The 20,757-nt window shown below is 51.9% G+C and carries 16 protein-coding genes and 1 other RNA gene; 10 read left to right on the top strand and 7 right to left on the bottom strand.

Translation table 11 applies throughout. The features are described 5' to 3' along the window. Positions 1-136 precede the first annotated feature (136 nt). The 8 genes from uvrA to QMG16_RS06070 all read left to right on the top strand — a co-directional run bounded on the left by uvrA (position 137) and on the right by QMG16_RS06070 (position 11,645). Entirely contained in the window at positions 137-5,950 is a 5,814-nt protein-coding gene (uvrA, locus tag QMG16_RS06105) for an excinuclease ABC subunit UvrA (protein WP_281793000.1), read from the top strand. Between the two features lie 234 nt (positions 5,951-6,184). Then, the gene (locus QMG16_RS06100; protein ID WP_281792998.1) at positions 6,185-6,580 is read left to right on the top strand and encodes a GNAT family N-acetyltransferase; all 396 of its coding nucleotides are present in this window, start codon (positions 6,185-6,187) and stop codon (positions 6,578-6,580) included. A 307-nt stretch (positions 6,581-6,887) separates the two neighbouring features. Further along, positions 6,888-7,409 (top strand): nitrous oxide reductase accessory protein NosL, encoded by a 522-nt coding sequence (locus tag QMG16_RS06095; RefSeq protein WP_281792997.1) that lies wholly within the window; start codon positions 6,888-6,890, stop codon positions 7,407-7,409. A 116-nt stretch (positions 7,410-7,525) separates the two neighbouring features. After that, entirely contained in the window at positions 7,526-7,999 is a 474-nt protein-coding gene (locus QMG16_RS06090; RefSeq protein ID WP_281792995.1) for a nitrous oxide reductase accessory protein NosL, read from the top strand. Further along, positions 7,999-8,307, top strand: a complete 309-nt coding sequence (locus QMG16_RS06085) for a hypothetical protein (RefSeq protein WP_281792994.1) — start codon at positions 7,999-8,001, stop codon at positions 8,305-8,307. Before QMG16_RS06090 ends, QMG16_RS06085 begins: the two co-directional genes overlap by 1 nt. A gap of 4 nt (positions 8,308-8,311) precedes the next feature. Beyond that, positions 8,312-9,445 (top strand): ABC transporter permease, encoded by a 1,134-nt coding sequence (locus QMG16_RS06080; RefSeq protein ID WP_281792993.1) that lies wholly within the window; start codon positions 8,312-8,314, stop codon positions 9,443-9,445. 249 nt (positions 9,446-9,694) lie between these two features. Continuing rightward, positions 9,695-10,378: an ABC transporter ATP-binding protein gene (locus QMG16_RS06075; RefSeq protein WP_281792992.1), complete on the top strand. Its 684-nt coding sequence runs from the start codon at positions 9,695-9,697 to the stop codon at positions 10,376-10,378. 268 nt (positions 10,379-10,646) lie between these two features. Further along, positions 10,647-11,645: a hypothetical protein gene (locus QMG16_RS06070; RefSeq protein WP_281792991.1), complete on the top strand. Its 999-nt coding sequence runs from the start codon at positions 10,647-10,649 to the stop codon at positions 11,643-11,645. Positions 11,646-11,781: 136 nt separating this feature from the next. Here the strand turns inward: QMG16_RS06070 and ffs are convergent. The 3 genes from ffs to QMG16_RS06055 all read right to left on the bottom strand — a co-directional run bounded on the left by ffs (position 11,782) and on the right by QMG16_RS06055 (position 13,637). Continuing rightward, positions 11,782-12,039, bottom strand: an RNA gene (gene ffs, locus QMG16_RS06065) — signal recognition particle sRNA large type. Positions 12,040-12,172: 133 nt separating this feature from the next. After that, complete coding sequence (locus QMG16_RS06060; RefSeq protein ID WP_281792990.1) at positions 12,173-12,961, bottom strand: hypothetical protein; 789 nt, start codon at positions 12,959-12,961, stop codon at positions 12,173-12,175. Between the two features lie 7 nt (positions 12,962-12,968). Further along, a complete protein-coding gene (locus QMG16_RS06055; protein WP_281792988.1) occupies positions 12,969-13,637 on the bottom strand; it encodes an HAD family hydrolase in 669 nt (222 codons plus the stop codon). A 464-nt stretch (positions 13,638-14,101) separates the two neighbouring features. Here QMG16_RS06055 and nadB point away from each other — a divergent pair, with 464 nt between their 5' ends. Then, positions 14,102-15,781 carry an L-aspartate oxidase gene (nadB, locus tag QMG16_RS06050; RefSeq protein ID WP_281792986.1) on the top strand — a complete coding sequence of 560 codons (1,680 nt, stop codon included), beginning with the start codon at positions 14,102-14,104 and terminating at the stop codon, positions 15,779-15,781. On the opposite strand, the gene QMG16_RS06045 is transcribed toward nadB, so the two are convergent. From QMG16_RS06045 to QMG16_RS06035, 3 genes are all read right to left on the bottom strand, one after another. Further along, positions 15,778-16,236 carry a hypothetical protein gene (locus QMG16_RS06045; RefSeq protein WP_281792984.1) on the bottom strand — a complete coding sequence of 153 codons (459 nt, stop codon included), beginning with the start codon at positions 16,234-16,236 and terminating at the stop codon, positions 15,778-15,780. The two genes, nadB and QMG16_RS06045, sit on opposite strands and share 4 nt — an antisense overlap. A gap of 30 nt (positions 16,237-16,266) precedes the next feature. Continuing rightward, positions 16,267-17,076 (bottom strand): hypothetical protein, encoded by an 810-nt coding sequence (locus tag QMG16_RS06040; RefSeq protein WP_281792983.1) that lies wholly within the window; start codon positions 17,074-17,076, stop codon positions 16,267-16,269. A 615-nt stretch (positions 17,077-17,691) separates the two neighbouring features. Continuing rightward, complete coding sequence (locus QMG16_RS06035) at positions 17,692-18,453, bottom strand: IS5 family transposase (RefSeq protein WP_281792066.1); 762 nt, start codon at positions 18,451-18,453, stop codon at positions 17,692-17,694. A 94-nt stretch (positions 18,454-18,547) separates the two neighbouring features. On the opposite strand from QMG16_RS06035, the gene QMG16_RS06030 reads away from it, so the two are divergent. Beyond that, a complete protein-coding gene (locus QMG16_RS06030) occupies positions 18,548-19,684 on the top strand; it encodes an IS630 family transposase (protein ID WP_281792982.1) in 1,137 nt (378 codons plus the stop codon). A 263-nt stretch (positions 19,685-19,947) separates the two neighbouring features. Here QMG16_RS06030 and QMG16_RS06025 read toward each other — a convergent pair whose 3' ends face one another. Further along, positions 19,948-20,733 (bottom strand): SPOR domain-containing protein, encoded by a 786-nt coding sequence (locus QMG16_RS06025; RefSeq protein WP_281792980.1) that lies wholly within the window; start codon positions 20,731-20,733, stop codon positions 19,948-19,950. Positions 20,734-20,757: the final 24 nt, after the last annotated feature.

Here is a 20,757-nt window from a genome sequence, read left to right as displayed (position 1 = left end):
CTTTAACATTCACGGGATATCTTCCGGGAATCTTCCACCCGTTCCCAACGGGAAAGACATGAGTTAAATTGAAAAGCTCAAGAAGCGATGCCTGCCTGCTTACGGCGTATTTTTTTTCGGAATGGAGTCAGTAGAGTTGAATAACGATCGAATCATTCGTTTGCGTGGAGTCTGCCAGCACAACCTCAAAAACCTGAATCTGGATGTGCCTCTTTTTAAGCTGATCGCTGTGAGCGGAGTGAGCGGTTCCGGCAAGTCAAGCCTTGCACTTCACACGCTTTACGCCGAGGGGCAGAGGCGCTACGTCGAAACATTCTCCCCCTATGCCAGGCAGTTTTTGGAACGCATGGACCCGCCCGAAGCCGAGCTCATCGAGGGAATTCCCCCGAGCATCGCCATCGAATCGGGAACGGCCGTGCGCAGTTCGCGCTCCACCGTGGGGACCATCACGGAAATCAACGACTATCTCAAAGTGCTTTACGCGCGACTCGCCGTGCCCCATTGTCCTACCTGCCGGCAGCCGATCCTTCGGGACACGCCGGAAAGCATTTTTCAGCATCTGAAGAGTACTTCCGAGGGCAGTCGGGTGCTCATCACTTTTCCCTATACGCCCCCAGACTCGAAAGATTGGCCGCAACACCTCATTGCTGAAGGATTCATGCGTTTTTATTCTCAGGGGAAGACCCTGGACCTGGAGTCCTTGAAACCGGCCGAGATAAAATCGTTGAAGGGCCGTGAAATGCTGGTGGTCGTGGACAGACTTTCCTGGGGAAAGGCCGCGCAGGAGCGTGTGATGGACTCCCTTTCCACCGCTTTCAGAGCGGGGCGGGGGCGGCTGGCCGTCATTATCCTGCCCGACGAAGAACGATGGTTCAGCAGCGACCTCACCTGTGCCCATTGCCGAACGCGGACGGTGATTCCACCTCCCACCCCCAATCTTTTTTCCTTTAACAGCCCTCTCGGGGCATGTCCTCAATGCAAGGGTTTCGGCAGGACCATCGGTGTGGACATGAACCTGGTCATACCGGATGTAAAGAAATCCTTGCGTGATGGAGCCATCAAACCCTGGGGGACGGACCGGACGGAATACGAGGAATTGCTGGACTTTTGCCGCGCGGAAGGAATTTCCGTCGATGTCCCCTTTGAGGAGCTGGACGAAGAGTCGCGCCGGAAGATCGTTGCGGGAACGAAGGATTATTATGGTGTTCAAGGTTTCTTCGAATGGTTGGAGACCAAAACTTACAAAATGCACGTGCGTGTTTTCCTCTCCCGCTACCGGGCCTATGCGCCGTGCGAAGCCTGCGGGGGCACGAGGTATCAGGATGCGGCGCTTCTCTATCGCCTGCGGGGAGTGGATATAGGGACCCTGGGAGCCTGGTCCATAGAGCGCTGCCATGCTTTTTTCTCAAAGCCCTGGCCCGAACTGGAATCGGACCCGGCTGCAGCGCTTCTGGTGAGTGAAATCCAGAGCCGCCTCCAGTTCCTGCGTTCGGTGGGGCTGGAATACCTTTCCCTGGACCGGCAGTCCCGCACCCTTTCTGGGGGCGAAGTGCAGAGGGTGCACCTCACGCGCGCCCTGGGGTCGGCGCTGGTGAATGTGCTCTATGTGCTGGATGAGCCCAGCGTGGGGCTACATCCCAGGGATCAGAAGCGCCTCATGACCCAGCTGCACCGCCTGGTGCAACTGGGCAACAGCGTGGTGGTGGTGGAACACGATCCAGACATGATCCGGTTTTGCGATGAAGTGATCGATATCGGACCGGGCGGCGGAGAAAAGGGCGGGGAAGTCATCTATCAGGGCCCCCCCATGGGATTGGCCGCATGCGAACGCAGTCTCACGGGAGGATATCTGGGGGGGCGACTTGCCGTCGGTTCCTCTCGAAAACGCCGCTCGCCGGACTGGCGGAAAGCTCTTGTAGTCAAAGGGGCGAGCGAAAACAACCTGAAAAATATCACCGTCCGGTTTCCCCTGGGATTGCTCGTGGGAGTGAGCGGCGTGTCAGGCTCCGGGAAGAGCACGCTCATGGAAAAAACCCTCTATTACAACTGGCTGCGGTCCGTCGGCAAGCCTACCGACACTCCGGGCGCCTGTGAAGGTCTGGAGGGAACCGGGGAGATCGACGAAATGGTCCTGGTGGATCAGCAGCCCATCGGGCGGACTCCGCGAGCCAATCTTCTGACTTACACGCGGGTCCTGGATCCATTGCGAAAGCTTTTGGCTCAGACTCCCGAAGCTGCTGCGCGAGGCTATTCCGCTGCGCACTTCTCCTTCAACGTGCCCGGAGGCCGCTGTGAACTCTGCAAGGGCGAAGGGTTCGAACGTGTGGAAATGCAGTTCCTGGCGGATGTCTTCATCCGGTGTCCCCAGTGCGGGGGCCGCCGCTTTAAAGAGGAAATTCTCGACATTCGCATCCAGGGGCTTTCCATTGGCGACATTCTGGAATGCACCGCTCAGGAACTCCTGGAACGTTTCGCCGATCATGAACCCCTGGTGAAAGCGTTGGAACCCATTGTGGCCATCGGGCTGGACTATCTGCGGCTGGGCCAGCCTTTGAGCACCCTTTCCGGAGGAGAGGCCCAGCGGTTGAAGCTGGTCCACTACCTCGCATCCGGCAAAACCCGGTCCACGCAGAGAGGAAAGAGGAATCACAATCTTTTTCTTCTGGATGAACCCACCACGGGGCTGCATCCCCATGACATGCAAAAGCTGCTCGATGTGCTTCAGAGACTGGTGGATATGGGAAACACCGTGCTGGTTGTGGAGCACAACCTGGATTTGCTCCAGGCATGCGACTGGCTCATTGACCTGGGTCCCGAAGGCGGTGAGGGGGGAGGAACGGTGGTGGTGGAGGGGACGCCGGATGTGGTGTCGGTTCATCCCGAGAGCCGCACCGGCAAATTCTTGAAGCAGCGTTTTGAAGAAATTGGACCTTCCCGGGAATTTTCCGCAGGCCCCGCGATCTTCGATCGTTCTTCCAGCAAGCACGATCATGGAACGGAAATCGGTGAAGCTCATGAAACCTATCCTGAGGAGGTGATCCGCGTTCACGGCGTTGGAGAATCGTCCCTTTCCGTCGAGCCGTCTTGCATGGGACCGGCCCCTTCAAACAGTCCTTTTCCCGTATTTCCCGATTCCATCATTATCCGGGGAGCTCGTGAGCACAACCTTCAGTTGGAAGAAATTCGCATTCCCAGAGATGAGATGGTAGTTCTGACGGGTCTGAGCGGTTCCGGCAAATCCACACTTGCCTTCGATGTTTTGTTTGCCGAAGGGCAGCGCCGCTACCTGGAATGTCTTTCCAGTTATGTCCGGCAGTATTTCAAAATCCTGGAAAAGCCGGATGTGGACCAGATCCTGGGGTTGCCTCCCACCGTCGCCATCGAGCAACGGACAAGTCAGCTCAATCGGCGCTCCACGGTGGCCACCGTCACGGAAATTTATCATTTTCTGCGGCTTCTCTATTCCAAGCTGGGGCGCCAGCACTGCCCCGACTGCGGCCGGGAATTGACGGCTCTCACCTTCGATCAAATCCTTTCCATGGTGGAGGAGGAAGCCGCAGAAAGGGAAATCCGACTGGTGGCTCCCTTGATCCGGGGCCGAAAGGGCATCTACCGGGAACTTTTCCTGCGGTTGAAGAAGATGGGATTTGACGCGGTCCGTGTGGACGGAAAATGGCTTCCCCTGGAACCCCTGCCCGTTCTGGCCCGGCACCGGGAGCATGACATCGAGGTACTGGTCGCGGCAGTGGGGCCCTCGGAAGATCCCAGGGGCAAACTGGCTGAAAAAGTGAGGCAGGCTCTTGCTCTCGGGGGAGGCTCCCTGCACCTGGAAGGGGAGAGTCACAAGGTCTACAGCGAACATCTCTTTTGTGCCCATTGCCGGAAGGGACTGGCTCCTCTCGATCCCCGGCTCTTTTCCTTCAACAGCCGCCACGGAGCTTGTCCCCAATGCAATGGAATCGGCACGGACAGGCGTCTCAATCTGGAGAGGCTCCTGGGGCCGGAAGAGACTCCTCTGAAGGACGGACTTCTCAAGTTCCTCAGATCTTTTGTCTGGTGCAATGATTTCAAGGCCCCGGGGCGCAGGATGGAGCGGTACTGGATCGAAAACCTCGGGGTGGATCCCGAAAAGCCCCTTCGCGAGATCGACGCGAAGACGCGAAATGTCATGCTGAATGGAGATAAGGGAAAATCCCAGGGCCTTCTTGCCATGATTGCCGAAATGACGGAAATGGATAAGGCCCCCGGCGCGTTGGAACCTTTATATGATGATGTTCCCTGCTCTTCCTGCGGAGGAGAGCGCCTCAATGCCCAGGCCCGGTCCGTCCGGTTCAAGGGATGGACTCTCGGGAAACTGGTACGGCTCAGCATTTCCGATTTTCAGAAGCAATGGCAATCGTTCCTGTTTGAACCCCACGAATCACCCATTGCGGGGCCTATCACCAAAGAAATCCTGGACCGAATCGCTTTCCTGCGGGAAGTGGGGCTCGACTATCTCTCCCTGGACCGCTCGGGAGACACCCTCTCGGGCGGGGAAACCCAGCGCATCCGGTTGGCGGCTCAGCTGGGTTCCAATTTGCGGGGCATCTGCTACATCCTGGACGAACCGACCATCGGACTGCATCCCAGCGACAACAAGCGGCTGCTGACCAGTCTGCAGCAGCTCAAAGAGAAAGGGAACACCATCGTGGTGGTGGAGCACGACGCCGAAACCATGAAACGGGGAGATACCCTCATGGAATTGGGGCCCGAAGCGGGAAAGGGAGGCGGACGACTGGTGGCTCAGGGGGATTTTTCCGATTTGTGCGGCGATCAGCAGACGCTCACGGGGCAGTGGTTCGGGCATCCCCTGGAAGAGCTTTTCGAGATAAGCGGAAAAAATGTGCCCGGCAGCTCGGGATGGCTGGAGTTTTTCGGAGTAAAAGCGAGAAATCTTAAAAACGTACACGTGCGTATTCCCCTCGGCACCCTGACCTGCGTGACGGGAGTCTCGGGGGCCGGCAAGAGCACGCTGGTACACGAAGTGATCTATCATGGGCTTCTGGAACAGCTCGGAAGGCGGTATGCAGGAAAATCCGATGGTTGGGAGAGTATGGCGGGTTTCGAAGCGGTTCACCGCGTCCTCGAGGTGGATCACAATCCCATCGGGCGGACTCCAAGGTCCATTCCCGCAACCTATGTCGGGGTATGGGATGAAATCCGCAAGTTGTTCGCCATGCTCCCCGAAGCCAGGGCGCGAGGGTTTTCTCCAGGGCGTTTTTCATTCAATGTCAAGGGCGGACGCTGCGAAGATTGCAAAGGGCAGGGGGAGTCCCGGGTGGAGATGCATTTTCTGCCTGACGTCTTCGTGCCCTGCGAAACCTGCCGGGGATCGCGTTTCAATGCCGAAACCCTGAGTATCACCTACAGGGACAGGAATATTTCGGACGTCTTGTCCATGAGCGTCGAAGAAGCGGCCCAGTACTTCGAGGCTTATCCGAAGATTGCAAGGCCCTTGCAAATTTTGAGCGATCTCGGATTGGGATACCTGACACTGGGGCAGCCCAGCCCGACCCTTTCAGGGGGAGAGGCTCAAAGGATCAAGCTGGCGGGGGAACTGGGAAGCAACAGAATTCCCACCCTTTACATCCTGGATGAACCCACCACCGGTTTGCATCGCGCCGACGTGAAGCGACTCCTGGATGTGCTGCATGCCCTCACAAGGCGGGGGCACACCGTCGTGGTCATCGAACACAACATGGATCTCGTCTGGGCGAGTGATTATGTCATCGACATGGGGCCCGGCAGCGGGCAAAGCGGGGGGCAAATCGTTGCCGAGGGGACTCCGGAAGAGATCTTGAAAGATGCGGAACTCTCAGTTACGGCAAAAGCCCTGCTGCACTACGGAAGCCGGGAAGAGGCATTCTGCCCTTCAGTTCTGTCTTCCCTCGAGGGGGGCAGGGGGGTGTAGGTTTTTCAAAATGAGAATTGCTGTCGGCTTGCTTTCTTGTTTTCGATAACGGTAAGAGTTCCGGAAAAAAACAAGGGGAATGCTCGTAATAGAAGACGCAAATGCAAATATTGTTGGCATAAAAGTGCAGATAAGTGCATATATGAACAGTGAAGTGACATGCACTGGCGTTTGTAAGTTTTTCAACAGCCTGCTGATTCATGTTTGCGTGGCCGGTGGCAGCGGGGAGGAGGAATGATTCGAGTAGCAAAGCGTAAAGATGTTCCGGCAATTCGCGAACTGATGGAGTCAGAGCCAGGTTTTTGGCAGGGTGACTGGTCTGATGAGATTTTGGTCAAGGCTATCGGTACCGCAGCCGGTCTGGCGCTCGTATGGGAAGAGAACGCGCATATCCTCGGCTTTGCGTGTGCCCATGATCTCGGCTTTCGGGCATACCTCAGCGAACTGATTGTCGCGCCAACCGAAAAAGGGCGAGGCATCGGAAAGGGACTTCTGAAGCACATCGAGATGCAGCTCGCGGACCGAGGCGTTCACATCCTGATCGCTGATGTGTGGCATGACGCTGTGCCTTTCTACCGTGCCCTTGGATGGGAGCCTCCCGGTGTTGTCCTTCTCAGGCGCAAGCTATAGTCAGACGACCCGGAAAGCTCATATTTTGGCAGGGCCGGGTCATTGAAACCTTCTATTTTGCACTATGCACCATGGCAACATGTTCTGTTTTCTAGAGGATCACTATTTTCAATGTCCCTAACTCCCATGACCGGAACGTTCACAACGAAAAATGAAAAAGGCAAATAGATGCTGGCAATAGGGAAAGCGGGATGAACGTTGAGAGTGGAAAGGCTGCATTTTCGAACGAAAAAACCGCCTTGTGGCATCTCGTTTTCGATTCCAGGAGGGATACTTCGATTTTTACAAAAAGAAGGAGGACTTCGAAGTGAAAAAAGGAATTTTTGCTTTTTGCATTATGTTTGCGTTCTTTGTCACCAGTTCGGGAGCGTTCGCTGAAGAATCGGCCGACATCCAGATGTATCCCTCTTGCATACACTGTGGAATGGACCGAAAGATGTTCGCTCACAGCAGAATCTTCATAGAGTTTGATGATGGAACCACTCTCGGTACTTGCAGCGTTCATTGTGCGGCGATTGACCTGGCGGAAAAAATAGACAAAACTCCCCAATCGATTCAAGTGGGAGATTATAACACCAGGAAGCTCATCGATGCCGAAACCGCTTTCTGGGTCATCGGCGGGAACAAACCGGGGGTCATGACCAGGAATGCCAAATGGGCGTTCGCGACGAAAGAGGACGCTTTAAAATTCATCGAAGAAAACGGTGGCGTTCCGGCTTCTTTCGATGACGTAATGAAAGCGACCTACGAAGATATGTATTCGGATACGAAGATGATTCGCGAGAAGAGAAGAATGAGGAAGATGCAGATGGAACAGAAAAAGCAGTAGGGGGAAATCTCTGTGCCAGTGGAGATAACTTGCGGCAATGGTTCGGAAGCTGGGGTGGCTTTTCCGGGTGGCTTGCAAGATAAGGGCGAATCGCATTACGAAGGAAAGGAAAATCGGTGAAAATTTTATGGATCGTCGTTTTTGCTCTTCTGATGGCAGCTCCGGGTGGATTGGCCGGCGACATGAAGCCCATCACGCCCACCGAACGGGATAAATGCCCGGTTTGTGGGATGTTTGTTCACAAGTATCCCGATTTTGTCGCAGAGATCCTTTTCCAGGACGGGACTTATGCCATGTTCGATGGTGTCAAGGATATGCTCAAATATTACTTCCATATAGAGAAATACAACCCATCCAAAAAAAAGGCAGATATCGGAGCTCTCTACGTGACGGATTATTATTCTTTGAATCTGATCGACGCCTTCAAGGCTTGTTATGTCGTGGGAAGCGATATCTATGGCCCCATGGGCAAGGAACTGATCCCCTTTGAAAAGGAAGAGGATGCCCGGGAATTCATGGTGGATCATAGTGGTAAGGCACTGTATAAATTCGATGAAATCACCCATGATATCTTAAAGAGTCTGGACTGATGTTCGAAAGGAAGTCTCACGTCCTTTTTATCTTTTTCATAGTGAATTGCGTCTTGATGGGGCTGATGTTCGCTCATGCGTCCATCACGCAAAAAAAGAGCGCGCCTCTTTTCGACGAAAAGAGGGAACTGGTTGGGAAACTTCAGTTGACCGATTTGTGCCTTTTTACAGATGCGCGCTATACCCGCCATCCCACCATGGCCGACTTGAACACTCCGTTTCAGGATCATCCCCTCTCCTTCGAACACTTTCCGTCCGGTTCCGTAATGCCACTGCCTCCGCATTTGAAACACAAGAGTATTCGGTGAGAGCATGCCTTCTTTCGAAAAACAAAAATACATCATCGATTACACGCTTTCTTCCCTCCTGAGAAGAAAAGGCAAGAATATCTCGCTCTTGGTGGTCTATACCTTTGTCATATTCCTGGTGGCATCCGTAATGTTTCTTACGAATTCCATGAAGAGGGAAGCGGCCCTGGTTTTGACGGATACTCCCGAGATGGTCGTCCAAAGACTGGTCGCAGGCCGGCATGATCTGATACCCGTCAGCCATATGGACGCCATTAAAGAGATCAGAGGAGTTCAGTCCGTAAAATCCAGGCTCTGGGGTTATTACTACGATGCGACCAACGGCGCCAACTATACACTGGTTGTCAAGGAGGACATCCACGATACGCCCGGGTTGATCTCCGTTGGAAACGGCGTGGTGCGAAGCCTCCTTGTGAAGGAAAATAAAGCCATCCCTTTCAAGACTTATGACGGCTCGTATCTTTTTCTGAAGATCAAGGATGTTTTTTCAGCGGAATCGGAACTGGTCTCTTCCGACCTCATATTGATTTCAGAGGCCGATTTCAGAAAGATCTTCTCTCTGCCGGAAGGTATGGCCACGGATTTGGTCCTGACCGTGAGGAATACGCGCGAACTTCCTACCATTGCGACTAAAATCAAACAGCTTTTTCCGGACACGCGTCCCATACTGAGAGAGGAAATATCCAGGACCTACGATGCTGTTCTTGACTGGCGGGGAGGGCTCTTGATCGTCATTCTGTCCGGGGCCGCCTTTGCTTTCGTCATCCTGGCCTGGGACAAGGCGACAGGACTCAGTGCGGAGGAGAAAAGAGAGATCGGCACCTTGAAAGCATTAGGATGGGAAACCTCCGATATTCTGACCATGAAATTCTGGGAAGGGGTCTTGATATCTTCCTCCGCTTTTTCCCTTGGGATTTTATTGGCTTATGTTCATGTATTTTTCGGGTCTTTCATCCTTTTTGAATCCACTGTCAAGGGGTGGTCCACCCTTTATCCTCATTTTCGACTCACCCCCTTCATCAACTTGCACCATCTTTCATCCATGTTCTTCCTCACTGTCGTTCCCTATACGGTGACGACCATCATTCCCTCCTGGAGAGCGGCCACGATCGATCCGGATTCAGTGATGCGGGCATGAGATCGATGCCGGGGGATATGGAAACCGACCATGTGTGATCCATAATGCCCTGTACGGATAAAATCGGCTTCCTGGGAGCGCGGCTGTCCCGGCCGCATTTTACTGAAAGCCTGCGCGGGAATCCATCAAGTGAGAGGCCCCCTGAAGGGGGGAATCGAAGCAGGTTCGGCTCCCAAGCAGAGGAATTTTCAGACAGCCTCTGAAGCAAAGTTTTAATCCAGCCCACTCATCATAAAAGGGAAACATACTATGATTCACCTGAATGCCGTCAGGAAAGTGTTCAACGCGGGGAAACCCAACGAGTTTGTTGCGCTTCGAGGAATCACCATGTCTATTGATGCCCATCAGGTCATAGCTTTGACGGGACCGAGCGGGTCGGGAAAAACGACCCTTCTGAGCATCCTGGGGTGCATGGCAAGACCCTCCGCGGGACGCATTACGCTCATGGATAGGGAAATCACCAGCCTTCCTGAAAGGTTTCTCGCCGAGATCAGGCGCGGGACCTTTGGCTTCATCTTCCAGCAGTACAATCTTATCAAGGGGATCACGGTTCTTGAAAATGTCATGATACCCGCTTATCCCACAGGGGAACGCTATGCTTCTCTCAAGATTAGGGCACTGAAATTATTGGATATTTTTGGGCTGGTAAATAAATCAAGTTCTAAAATCGAATGGCTCTCGGGAGGGGAGGCACAGCGGGTGGCCATTTCAAGGGCGCTGATCAACGATCCGCCGGTGATCATCGCCGACGAACCGACAGCTCACCTGGATACGAAGCTTTCCAGGGAATTCATGGCAATCCTCGGTGATCTCAAGGAGGAAGGGAAAACCATCCTCATTGCGAGCCATGACCCCATCGTCCACGAAGCAGCCGTAGTAAACCGGGTCGTCGCCATGAGGGATGGAGAATTGGTCGATTCAAGACTTTCTTAACTTGACATTGTCAGATTTTATGTGAACCACGGGGAACAAGGAAATTTCATCCGAGAGTCTGTCTTTGCACCCTCTCTGTCTCAGTGATTAATATGACCATGTCGCAATTAAGAGCCTGTCCGAAAATTTATCCTTGGCGACGGAGAGCCCCCTTCAATTTCCTTCTCCGTGAGGGAGCTAAAGAGTGTTCCAAAATCCATTTGAAGTGTCCTGATAGGCTCTTGGCGTATTTTTTTTGAGAGAAAATGGCTTTTGAAAGGAATTTCTCATGGTGTTTCATGCTCCCATCCTGGGGCTTCTCATGGGTTCTTTTGGAGTCGGTCTCATGCTGCTTTACTCAGCGTTCCATGCGGTGCGGATCGTCAGGAATTGGGATATCCAAAGCGGCAGCGAACTTCAACTCAACCTCGAGAGAAGAACCTATCTCATCTCCTCATTGATCAGCCATTCTTTCGCTTTTCAGCTCTTTTCGTTCTTCCTGTTCATTTATACGGTCGACCGTCTGGCGCCTCTTTTTGTCGGAGCAATGTGCGCTGCGGGGTCTCTCAATGTCAATCGATGGGGGTATCCAACCATCATATTGAAAATATTTAATTTTATTCTTGCGGGCCTCTGGTTGGTGCTGAATTTTACGGACAACAGGGCGTACGACTATCCCCTCATTCGCAAGAAATATGCTTTACTGCTCTTCATCACCCCGTTCATCGTTGCAGAAACAATTCTGCAGGCGGCCTATTTCTTCGGTCTGCAGCCGAATATCATCACTTCCTGCTGCGGCACGCTTTTTACTTCCGATGCCGAAGGGGTGGTCTCGGGTATCATTGCTTTGCCTCCCCTCGCGGTTGAAACGGTTTATTACCTCTGCATGGCCATTACCATCGGTTTGGGAATTCACTTTTATAAAAGGGGAAAAGGGGCCTATACCTTTTCTTTCGTGGCCTTTTTGAACTTTCTGGCCGGCATAGCCTCCCTGATTTCTTTCATTGGCCTCTATTTTTATGAACTGCCCACACATCACTGTCCCTTCTGCCTCCTGCAAAAGGAGTATCTCTATGTGGGATATCCGCTCTATATCGCTTTTCTTGCGGGGGGGGTATCCGGGTTGGCGGTGGGAGTGATCGGTCCTTTTTCCACTATAGAGACTCTCAAGGGGGTGGTTCCATCCCTTCAACGCAGGTTGACGCTGGTTTCCCTGCTTTCCTACTCTGTTTCCCTGTTGATCGTGATTTACGGAGTCATGACATCGAACCTCACCCTGAGAGAATGAACCGTCGGATATCTCATCCTGGCAGGCAGAAGTATTTCAGGGTGACCCCTTGAAAAACAAAAGTTTTCTACTATGCGGTCGGCTGTTCTTGGCGAGAATGATAGGAAATCTGAAGGAAGGGATATAGAGTCCCTGGCCGTGCACCCTTTGTCGAACCGAGTGGAAATCAACCGCCCACCTTCTGGCATCTGATTAGAGTAGACCACGACACAGCCGGGGATACTTACCGCTGCTTCCTTCCGGACCTGACGGGGTTCATATTCGTCTGTTGCGCAGTGTCCAATCGACGCCAAAATTAGAAACGGCTGTACCAGCCCACGCCCTTCAAAGGGAATTCAGCCCCGCTAAGCGGATTTCGGGTTACAAGGCACCGCTAACTCCCCACCTAGCACGACCAAGGGCATTTTTGTGAATCAAAATGAGGTTTGTTAAGTAACACCTTTTGGCAAAAAAAGCAATCGGCATTGCTGTCTTCAGATATAAGGAAAGGAATCAAAAGCCTCCTCACAGGGTTCAGGGTTCCTGATCTACCTGTTTGTAGCGATGTGCGACCGGTCCAACAAAAAGCATTTGGAAGGTTCTACTCCGAGGAAATCCCGCAGAGTGGAGGTCGGGCCGCCCGAGGTAAGATGCCACCATCCACCCAGATAAACCGGATTTTTGGGAGAAAAGGCGCGCAATACATGGATGATCCGCATCGCCATGTGGTACTCTCTCTCGGCCCATAAAGGATCTTTTTCACTCTTTTGAAAAGTCGTTTCATAGAATATTGATGGAGAGGCATTTTTTTTCATGGAGCGTGCAGCCAGGTCATAAATAGTGGAAATGGATCGAGTGGTCGACGGTTGGGTGAGGAGTATGCAGAGGTTCCGGGGAGAGAGGAGTTCCGGCCAGGTAGCGATCCATTTGCGACTGAAAAGGGAATAATCCACCGGAAACACGCCGCTCAACCCTGTTTGGGCGTAAGATGCAGCAGCCCTGTATTCCATAGGTAAGCTGATCTGCCTCCTGATGGCCGCTACCTCCGGGTGCTGAAAGGCCTCGATCAGAGGAACGTTGGATTCTGCAGCCGCACTTCTGAGGTTCCGGGTCAGAGTCTTATGCAAATAGCGCTGGTGGCGTAAACGGTATCTCAGAGCATAAGGGCTGAGTTCGACAAGGATGCAATCGGGTTTTTCCCTTTCAAGAAATTCCCTGAGCCTTTTGAATCCCTGCGGATCATTATGAACGGTGCCGAGAAGAATGAGCCTGGAGAGATTTTCCTTGTTTTCCCGTACAGATTGAAGAATGCGCAGAGGTATCCCGCGTGCTTTCACTGTCTTTTTAACCTCCTGAAACGGGCCTTTGAGACAAGAGCACCGGCTGGAGTTCCTGAAAATGGTGGATATGCATATGCGCCTTGAGATTTTCGTTCTTGTATGCCACGAAAAAAACTCCGGTAGCTTCCGCTAGTGCCTCGTCCACCGCAGAATCTCCCACATAGAGGACCTGTGCCGGCGAAATTCGGAAAGTTTCAAGTATCTTTTCCATGGTTTCGGGATGCGGCTTCGGATAACGCACGTCCGACGCGGAAACCACGAGGTCGAAATATTTTTCAATATCGAAATGGGCCAGGAGTTCCCGCGTAGAGACCATTCTATTGGTGGCAAGAGCCGTCCTGAAGTTGGCTTTTGCCATTTCCAGAATTTCCACCAGGCCGGGTTCACGGCGCAGGTACGAATTGAAAGCCCCGAAATCGATTTGCCTGAGATAGACCCATGCCGCTTGGAAATCTTCTCCTTCTCCGAACAAATACTTCAGGGATTCCCGCACCGGGTACATGTGGATGAAATCTTCCTGTTCGTGACTGACCGGCGGACGCCCGAATCGCTCGAGGATGTGGCTGTAAAACTTGACATTGGCTTGTTTGGAATCGAAAAGCACACCATCACAATCGAATACGATGGCCTGGAGTGGAGCCGTGAATTGGAGCTTTTGAAAAACACGCTTCATGAACGGAATCCCTGAATTAGAATTTTCGGTTTATCTCACCTAGCTTGTTCAAATTTTAAATATACTTAGAACCTATCCAGAAACCACCTGTGGACTTTGCGACACCCCCCTTGGTCCCCCCTCGAGGGGGGAATTAAAGGGGGGTGTCCACTGCCGAGGTAGGTTTTTGGATAGGTTTTTATTATAAATGAAATGACATGGAATTTTTAGTCCCAGTCACGATCTTGCGTGAAAAAGTGGATGATGGGTTCCCTTGCCCTCGGTTACAACCTCGTTACAATAATGTGAAAGAGCGAAGTTTGAAGTCTTTACAAGCTCTTCCGTATGGAATAGAGTGACTTTCCGTCAATGAATCATCAGTATGGATCCTGGTTTTCAGCCATTCAGCGCCAGGGAAAATTAACCTTCACGGGGCGCTCCTTCCTGTGGGTGACGCCTTTCGTGTTCTCGATGGGAAGCTCATAATGAACTACCAGTTTGATTATCTCGTGATTGGAAGTGGCATCGCCGGACTTTCTTTTGCTCTCAAGGCAGCGCGCACCGGTACTGTCGCCATTGTAACCAAAAAGGACAAGCTGGAAACCAGCACCAACTATGCCCAGGGGGGAATTGCCTCGGTTCTGGGTCCGGATGACTCATTCCAGCTCCATATTCAGGATACGCTGACTGCCGGCGACGGACTCTGCCATGAGGACGTGGTCCAAATGGTTGTGCGATGTGGACCTGAACGGATCCAGGAACTCGTGGAAATGGGGGTCGCCTTCAACCGGGGGACCGTCAAAGCCGATGCATTCGACCTCGGCAGAGAGGGAGGGCATAGCCGCAATCGTATCGTCCATGCTCAAGACCTTACGGGACAGGCGGTGGAAAAGGTTCTCATCGCCAGGGCCGAAGAGAACCCCAACATCCATATCTTTGAAAACCACCTTGTCCTGGATCTTCTCATTCAACACCAATCCATCAGGTCGGGTTCCATTTCCATTCAACAGCAGGATATTTGCCGGGGAGCATATGTTCTGGAGAGTGAGACTCAGGAAATACACAGCTTTCTTGCCAATGCCGTCCTGCTCTGCACAGGAGGAGCCGGCAAGGTTTATCTCTATACGAGCAACCCGGATGTGGCTACGGGCGATGGGCTAGCCATTGCCTACCGGGCCGGCGCCCGCCTCGCAAATCTTGAGTTTGTCCAATTTCATCCCACCTGCCTCTATCATCCCCAGGCCAAGAATTTTCTGATTTCCGAAGCCGTTCGAGGGGAAGGGGGGCGATTGATCGACAAGCGCGGACGGGCTTTCATGCAGAACTATCATCCTCTCAAGGATTTGGCTTTCAGGGATATTGTCGCCCGGGCCATTGACACAGAAATGAAAAAGACGGGTGACGACTGTGTCTTCCTGGATATCAGCCACAAGGATGCAGACTTTCTGCGCCGGAGGTTCCCCAATATTTATCAAAAGTGTCTGTCTCTGGGGATCGATATTACCACTGATCCCATTCCGGTAGTTCCGGCGGCCCACTATATGTGCGGGGGGATTCTGACAGACAAGAAAGGCAGGAGCAGCATTGAAAGTCTCTATGCCATAGGGGAATGTGCCTGCACCGGGCTTCACGGGGCCAATCGACTGGCCAGTAATTCTTTGCTGGAAGCCATGGTGTACGGGCATGAAGCCGCCATGGATTGTGCCGGTCAGATCGATTCATGGCGTAAAAGAAAACTTCCCGAAATACCGGAATGCTTCGCCGGCAAGGGAAGCCAGAATGAACCCATGCTCAGCGAAATGGTTCTCATTGCACACAATTGGGATATCATTCGGCGGTTGATGTGGAACTACGTAGGGATCGTGCGAACAGACAAAAGACTGACTTTGGCTCAAAACCATATTGCCCAGATCCGCATGGAAATCCGGGAACATATGCCAAACATTCCCATCAATGCGGATTTGCTGGAATTGCAGAACCTGGCGCTAGTAGCGGACCTCATCATTCGGTGCGCCATTCAACGAAAAGAGAGCCGAGGACTGCACTACAACCTGGACCATCCTCTGAAGGACGACGAAAACTGGCTGAAAGACACTGTCGTCGTGCGGCGTGACGCAGAGGAATTCGTATGCGCCCTTCCCAGCAAAGAAGGGGCTGGTTCCTAATGGGCCGATGGCGGTTCGATCGTTTCCGCCTCCAGAACCGGTGAACTGGGGGGAGCTTCCAGAAGAGGGCGTTCGTTTTGTTCCACCCGCATGGTGAAGACCCCCCCCATGAAACTGATTTCGTAATTGCTGTTGGAGAGATTCACATTCCTGAATGCTTCCTTGAACTTCAGGAACTTCTGCTTTGCTTTGCGATAAACATAAACAATACCGGCTACCCCCAGCCCCAGAGTTCCCAGGTAAACCCACATGGGAGTCATGATCACCGTTCCGAATGCGGTGATCACCGCAACAAGTCCCAGTACGAAAAGAACCTGTGCCCCGATAATCAGGTAGAGATAGTAGATGCCCTGATTGATGGTTTTTTGTTCTGCTTCCCGCGGATCTTGCTGAGCCACATTTCCGCTTTCCTCCACGGGTTTCTGACGACCTTTAAACAAACGACGGAACCACATATGCAGTATTTCCTCTCCCGACGGGCGAATTTACCTGGGGTCTTGAATCTCATTCATTTGGTTCATTTGACTGGGCAACAGAGGCGGCGTTTCACGCTGCATGAGAAGCTGCTGTTCTACTCGATACTTTTCGAGATGCAGTTGATTTTCCAACATCTGCTTGGACAACTTGTAACGCAGGTAAATGATCCATGTGATGATCAGAGCCAAAAAAATGGAACTGCCGAGAAAGAACCATTTGTATTCCCGTATGGCTGTGATCGTAACTTTTGCGAAATCTCCCAGGAAATTGGGAACCATCCAAAGAAGAAGAACTCCCAGGACGACCAGGAATCCCAGGTGAAAAATGGAAATTCCATGAAAGGATTGAAATGAATGGAGGACGGATCCAAACCGGTTCTTCTTGAGATCCCCTGCCCCCTCACTGGATGGGTCCGGTTTTTCTTTTTCCTCGCCGTACAACAGGGACAAATAAACACGCACCAGAAAGGAAACCAGGAGGATCAACCCCACAGGAATGCCCACGGCAGCGGAAACCCAGGCGCGGAATGGAAAGGGCAAGGCCTCTGTCTCCAGGTTGACCTGGTAATTGGCCAGGGAACCAAAGTTGTTTTCGAAAACCAGTTTTTCGTAACTGGTAAGGGCCGTGCCGGCTGTTTCATAGACTTTCTTGCCGGCGGTGTCTGTGATGATCACACGGGATTTTTGTCCTGCCTGGCTGGCTGAGGCCATATAAATGAGCAATTCCAAAACAAGGAATGCCAAAACGCTTATGGTCAGGACGATCTTTTGATAACGCGTTCCCTCAAAAAGGTCTTGAAGACGTAATTTCTGTGACATGGCTCCCGATTCGCAAGTAGAACGAATAAAGTTATTGGGTGGACCTTACGGTCATTGCCTGAAACACTCAGTTCTGTCTCACTGAAAGCAGGCTGCCTGAAGCGCCTTAACGTATATACCTATTGCCTTGTAACGCTACCATCGGCCTTTACTGGAGTCAAATGAAAATGCCCCCCACCTTTCCATGGGTGTCTTCCAGACACCGCAATGGCTCGAAACGGCCACAGATCACATCTCTTTACACTGCTCTGCTTACCAACATGACAACGTTTGTAAAATACTAACCTCAACAACCTCAATTTTAAAGCCTATAAATAAATTTTACTCTCAAGGAATTGAATTTCATAGGATTAGCTTGAACCGAAGGGGAGAAAAACGGGCTAAATTGATCCACAGATCATGCAGATTGTACAGACTAATTGTACAGACTAAAGGGAGTAAGAACCTATCCAGAAACCACCTGTGGACTTTGCGACCCCCCCTTTAATTCCCCCCCTCGAGGGGGGAATTAAAGGGGGGGGCCCGCTGCCGAGGTAGGTTTTCGGATAGGCTCTAAGTACTCCAGCGCGATAATTACGCAACCAGATTTGTTCAACCCTAGGTTCTGTTGACATTTCACCTCAACCAGATGAGAGCTGCGACAAAGCCAAGAAAGCCCAAGAAGCTTCTGTCGAGCTTGTCGAATCTGGAGAAAATGCGTCTGAAATGTTTGATCTTGCTCATAAAGCACTCGATCAGATGTCGTTCGCGGTAGCGGCATTGGTCGTATTCGCGGGGCTCTTTGCGATTGGACCGGGGTGGAATCACAGCAGTAGCTCCAGATTGGGTGATCGCCTGGACGAAGGCATCCGAATCATAGCCCTTGTCTCCCAGTGCATGAGCGAAGGTGAAGCCCTCGATAAGAGCCGGTCCCTGTTCGATGTCACTCTTCTGACCGGGAGTGAGAATGAACCTCAGGGGATTTCCCAAGCCATCTACCGCTACGTGGATCTTGGTGGAAAAACCTCCTCGGCTGCGCCCGAGAGCCTGTGTCTCTTGTCCACCGGATCTTTTGAGGGCTCCGGCAGCACAGGGATGGGCACGAACAATGGTGCTGTCAAACATGAAGTTCTCCATATCGGGATCATCTATGAAGTGCTCGTGCATTCTGGAGAAGATACCCTTGTTACACCAGCGGGCGAATCGTTTATAGACACTGTTCCAGTTACCGAATTTCTCCGGGAGCAGTCTCCACTGAGCACCACTTCGTGTAATCCAAAGGAGTGCCTCAATGAAAAGACGGCAATCACCTTCTTCTCCTACGTAAACATCCACACAGGAGCGAAGGAATTGGAGGATCTTCAACCATGTTTCATCTTGTAGTAGTGCTGTTGACATCTATTAATTAGAACCCAAATGTCAACAGAACCTAAGAGGTTCCAGGCATGTTAAAATTAAATAAGAAGGCAACAAACAGGAGAGGAGTACAACCATGCCTGGACCTCAACACAAATACTGCATCTACATTCCTCCAGAGAAACGGAAAGTATTGAAACATCTGAGAGTGAGCTACACAAAACCCTATGCGGAGGTTGTAAGGGCTCGTATCCTCCTCCTATCGCATGAGCACCCGGAATGGAGCATCCGGCAGATCGCTGATGAAGTCGGATGCAGGCCATCCACCGTTAAGAAGTTCCGCAACAGATGGGTCAATGAAGGTAGCCTCAAAAACCACCCCCGACCCGGAGCCCCAAGAAAGCATCCTTCTGCCGTGAGGGCTCAGATCACCTTGTTGGCCTGTTCGAAACCGTGTGATCATGGCAAGCCATGGCAACGCTGGTCTGGAGAGAAGCTTTGTCAAGTCGCCAAAGAAAAAGGAATCGTCAGCCACATTGCCCCGAGCACTATTCGTCTTTGGCTGAAACAGGACAAGATCAAACCCTGGCAATATCATCTATGGCAAAAATCTCCTGATCCAAAATTCGTTGAGAAAGCGTCTCCAGTCCTGGATCTCTATGAGAACGCTCCCCAGTTGTTCCAGCAGGGTGAAGCTTCCGTTTGTATCGATGAGAAGACCTCCATTCAAGCAAGAAGACCTCTTCACGAGACCAAACCCGCCATAGCCGAACACCCCGTTCACGTGGCATCCCGATACAAACGGATGGGAGCATTACAGCTGTTTTGTGCTCTTATCGTCGCCAATGGAATCACCTTCGCCCGTACCTTCGCTCGCAAGCGCTTCGCGGAGTTCAAAACCTTTCTTCTGAGTTTCTTTTCTTCAGCCATTGTCAAGGGATTCAAGGTTATTGATCTCATTCTGGACAATGGCTCTACGCATGCACCCAAACAACTGGGCAAATGGATTGCTTCTCTCAACCTTTCTTTTAATGTTCGTATCTACTGGCTTCCCACATATGCCAGTTGGCTCGATCAGGTTGAGATCATCTTCAGTAAGGTTACAAGGGATGTACTCACTCCCAACGACTTCAACGACAAAAAGGAGCTTTCACAAATGCTTATGGGTTACTTTGATGAGCTCAACAGACATCCAAAACCCATAAAGTGGACCTATACGAAAACAAAGCTCGTGGCCAAGTTCGCTCCAAAATCCGTGCAAATGGCCGCGTAATTAGTGCGTTGGGGTACTAAGTCTCTCTTGAAATCCCCATTCGCCACGAAGGCACAGAGATTGCGAAGGAATTCCATCAGAATTCCAAAATCCTCTCGGTGCCCTCCGTGTCTCCGTGGTGAATAACGGGATATTAGAATCCGCCGACTCCCTAAATAAACTTCACCCAAGATAAAAATGTTTCTCAATCTGCGAAAATCTGCGGCTTGAACCATGTGCCGGTATTCGGCATTCGAGGTGGAACAAAACCCCGTCCTCACGGCTTAATTCGATTCGCGAATGACCAGGCCTTCCATGTGTTCCTTGCGGTTGAATTCGGTGGCAAAGCGCAGTGCTTCTTCACGGGTGGCGAAGGAACCCACCAGCACGCGATTCCACCGGCCGCTGTCGCTCAGATCAAGGGCTTCCATTCTTGAATCATACCCCTTGGCTTTGAGTTGATCCAGCAACCTCTGAGCGTTTTCCGGTTCACGCAGGGAAGCAATGAGGAGTGTAAAATGCTCCCCCGTGCTACCGGCTGGATTTGTCTCCTGAAACCCATTGGAAGAATCGGCCTTTTCGCCATTTGTAGTAGAAATTTCCTGCGCTGCATTTTGTGCCGATACATCAGGTTTTGACTTGGCGGCGGTAGCTTCCGAAGCCGACTCCCTGGCTGACGATTTGTTGGAGTCGGGAGAGTCTTTATGTATTTTGGACGAAGAAGAAGAGGGCTTTCCTCCGTCGGCCAGGTCCTGGTAGTACCTCAGTGATTCGAGCATTTTTCTCGGGTTTTCCCATGTTTCGGCGGCGTTTTCAGGCGGAGGAACCACCTCGCGCCCCAAGCCCATAAAACGAAGCAGGGCTGCCCGGTAGGAGCCGTCCTTCTTATCGACCAGCGGGAGTCCTCTTCCCACGAGGATGCCGAAAACGAACATCCACGTGAGAGTCAGAATCATCCCGAGGGAATAGAGAACCAACTGCGAGAAGCTCAGCTCAAACCGAAAGCGTCTGGCTTTCTTTTCAGCACCGTTTTCCCATGATTGATTGTCTTTCAGTCTGGATTGAACCATGAATCACATTTCCTGTGGGAGCTG

The sequence above is a fragment of the Desulforhabdus amnigena genome, from assembly GCF_027925305.1.
Taxonomy (GTDB): Bacteria; Desulfobacterota; Syntrophobacteria; order Syntrophobacterales; family Syntrophobacteraceae; genus Desulforhabdus; species Desulforhabdus amnigena.
This window is presented reverse-complemented; position numbering and strand designations above follow the sequence as displayed.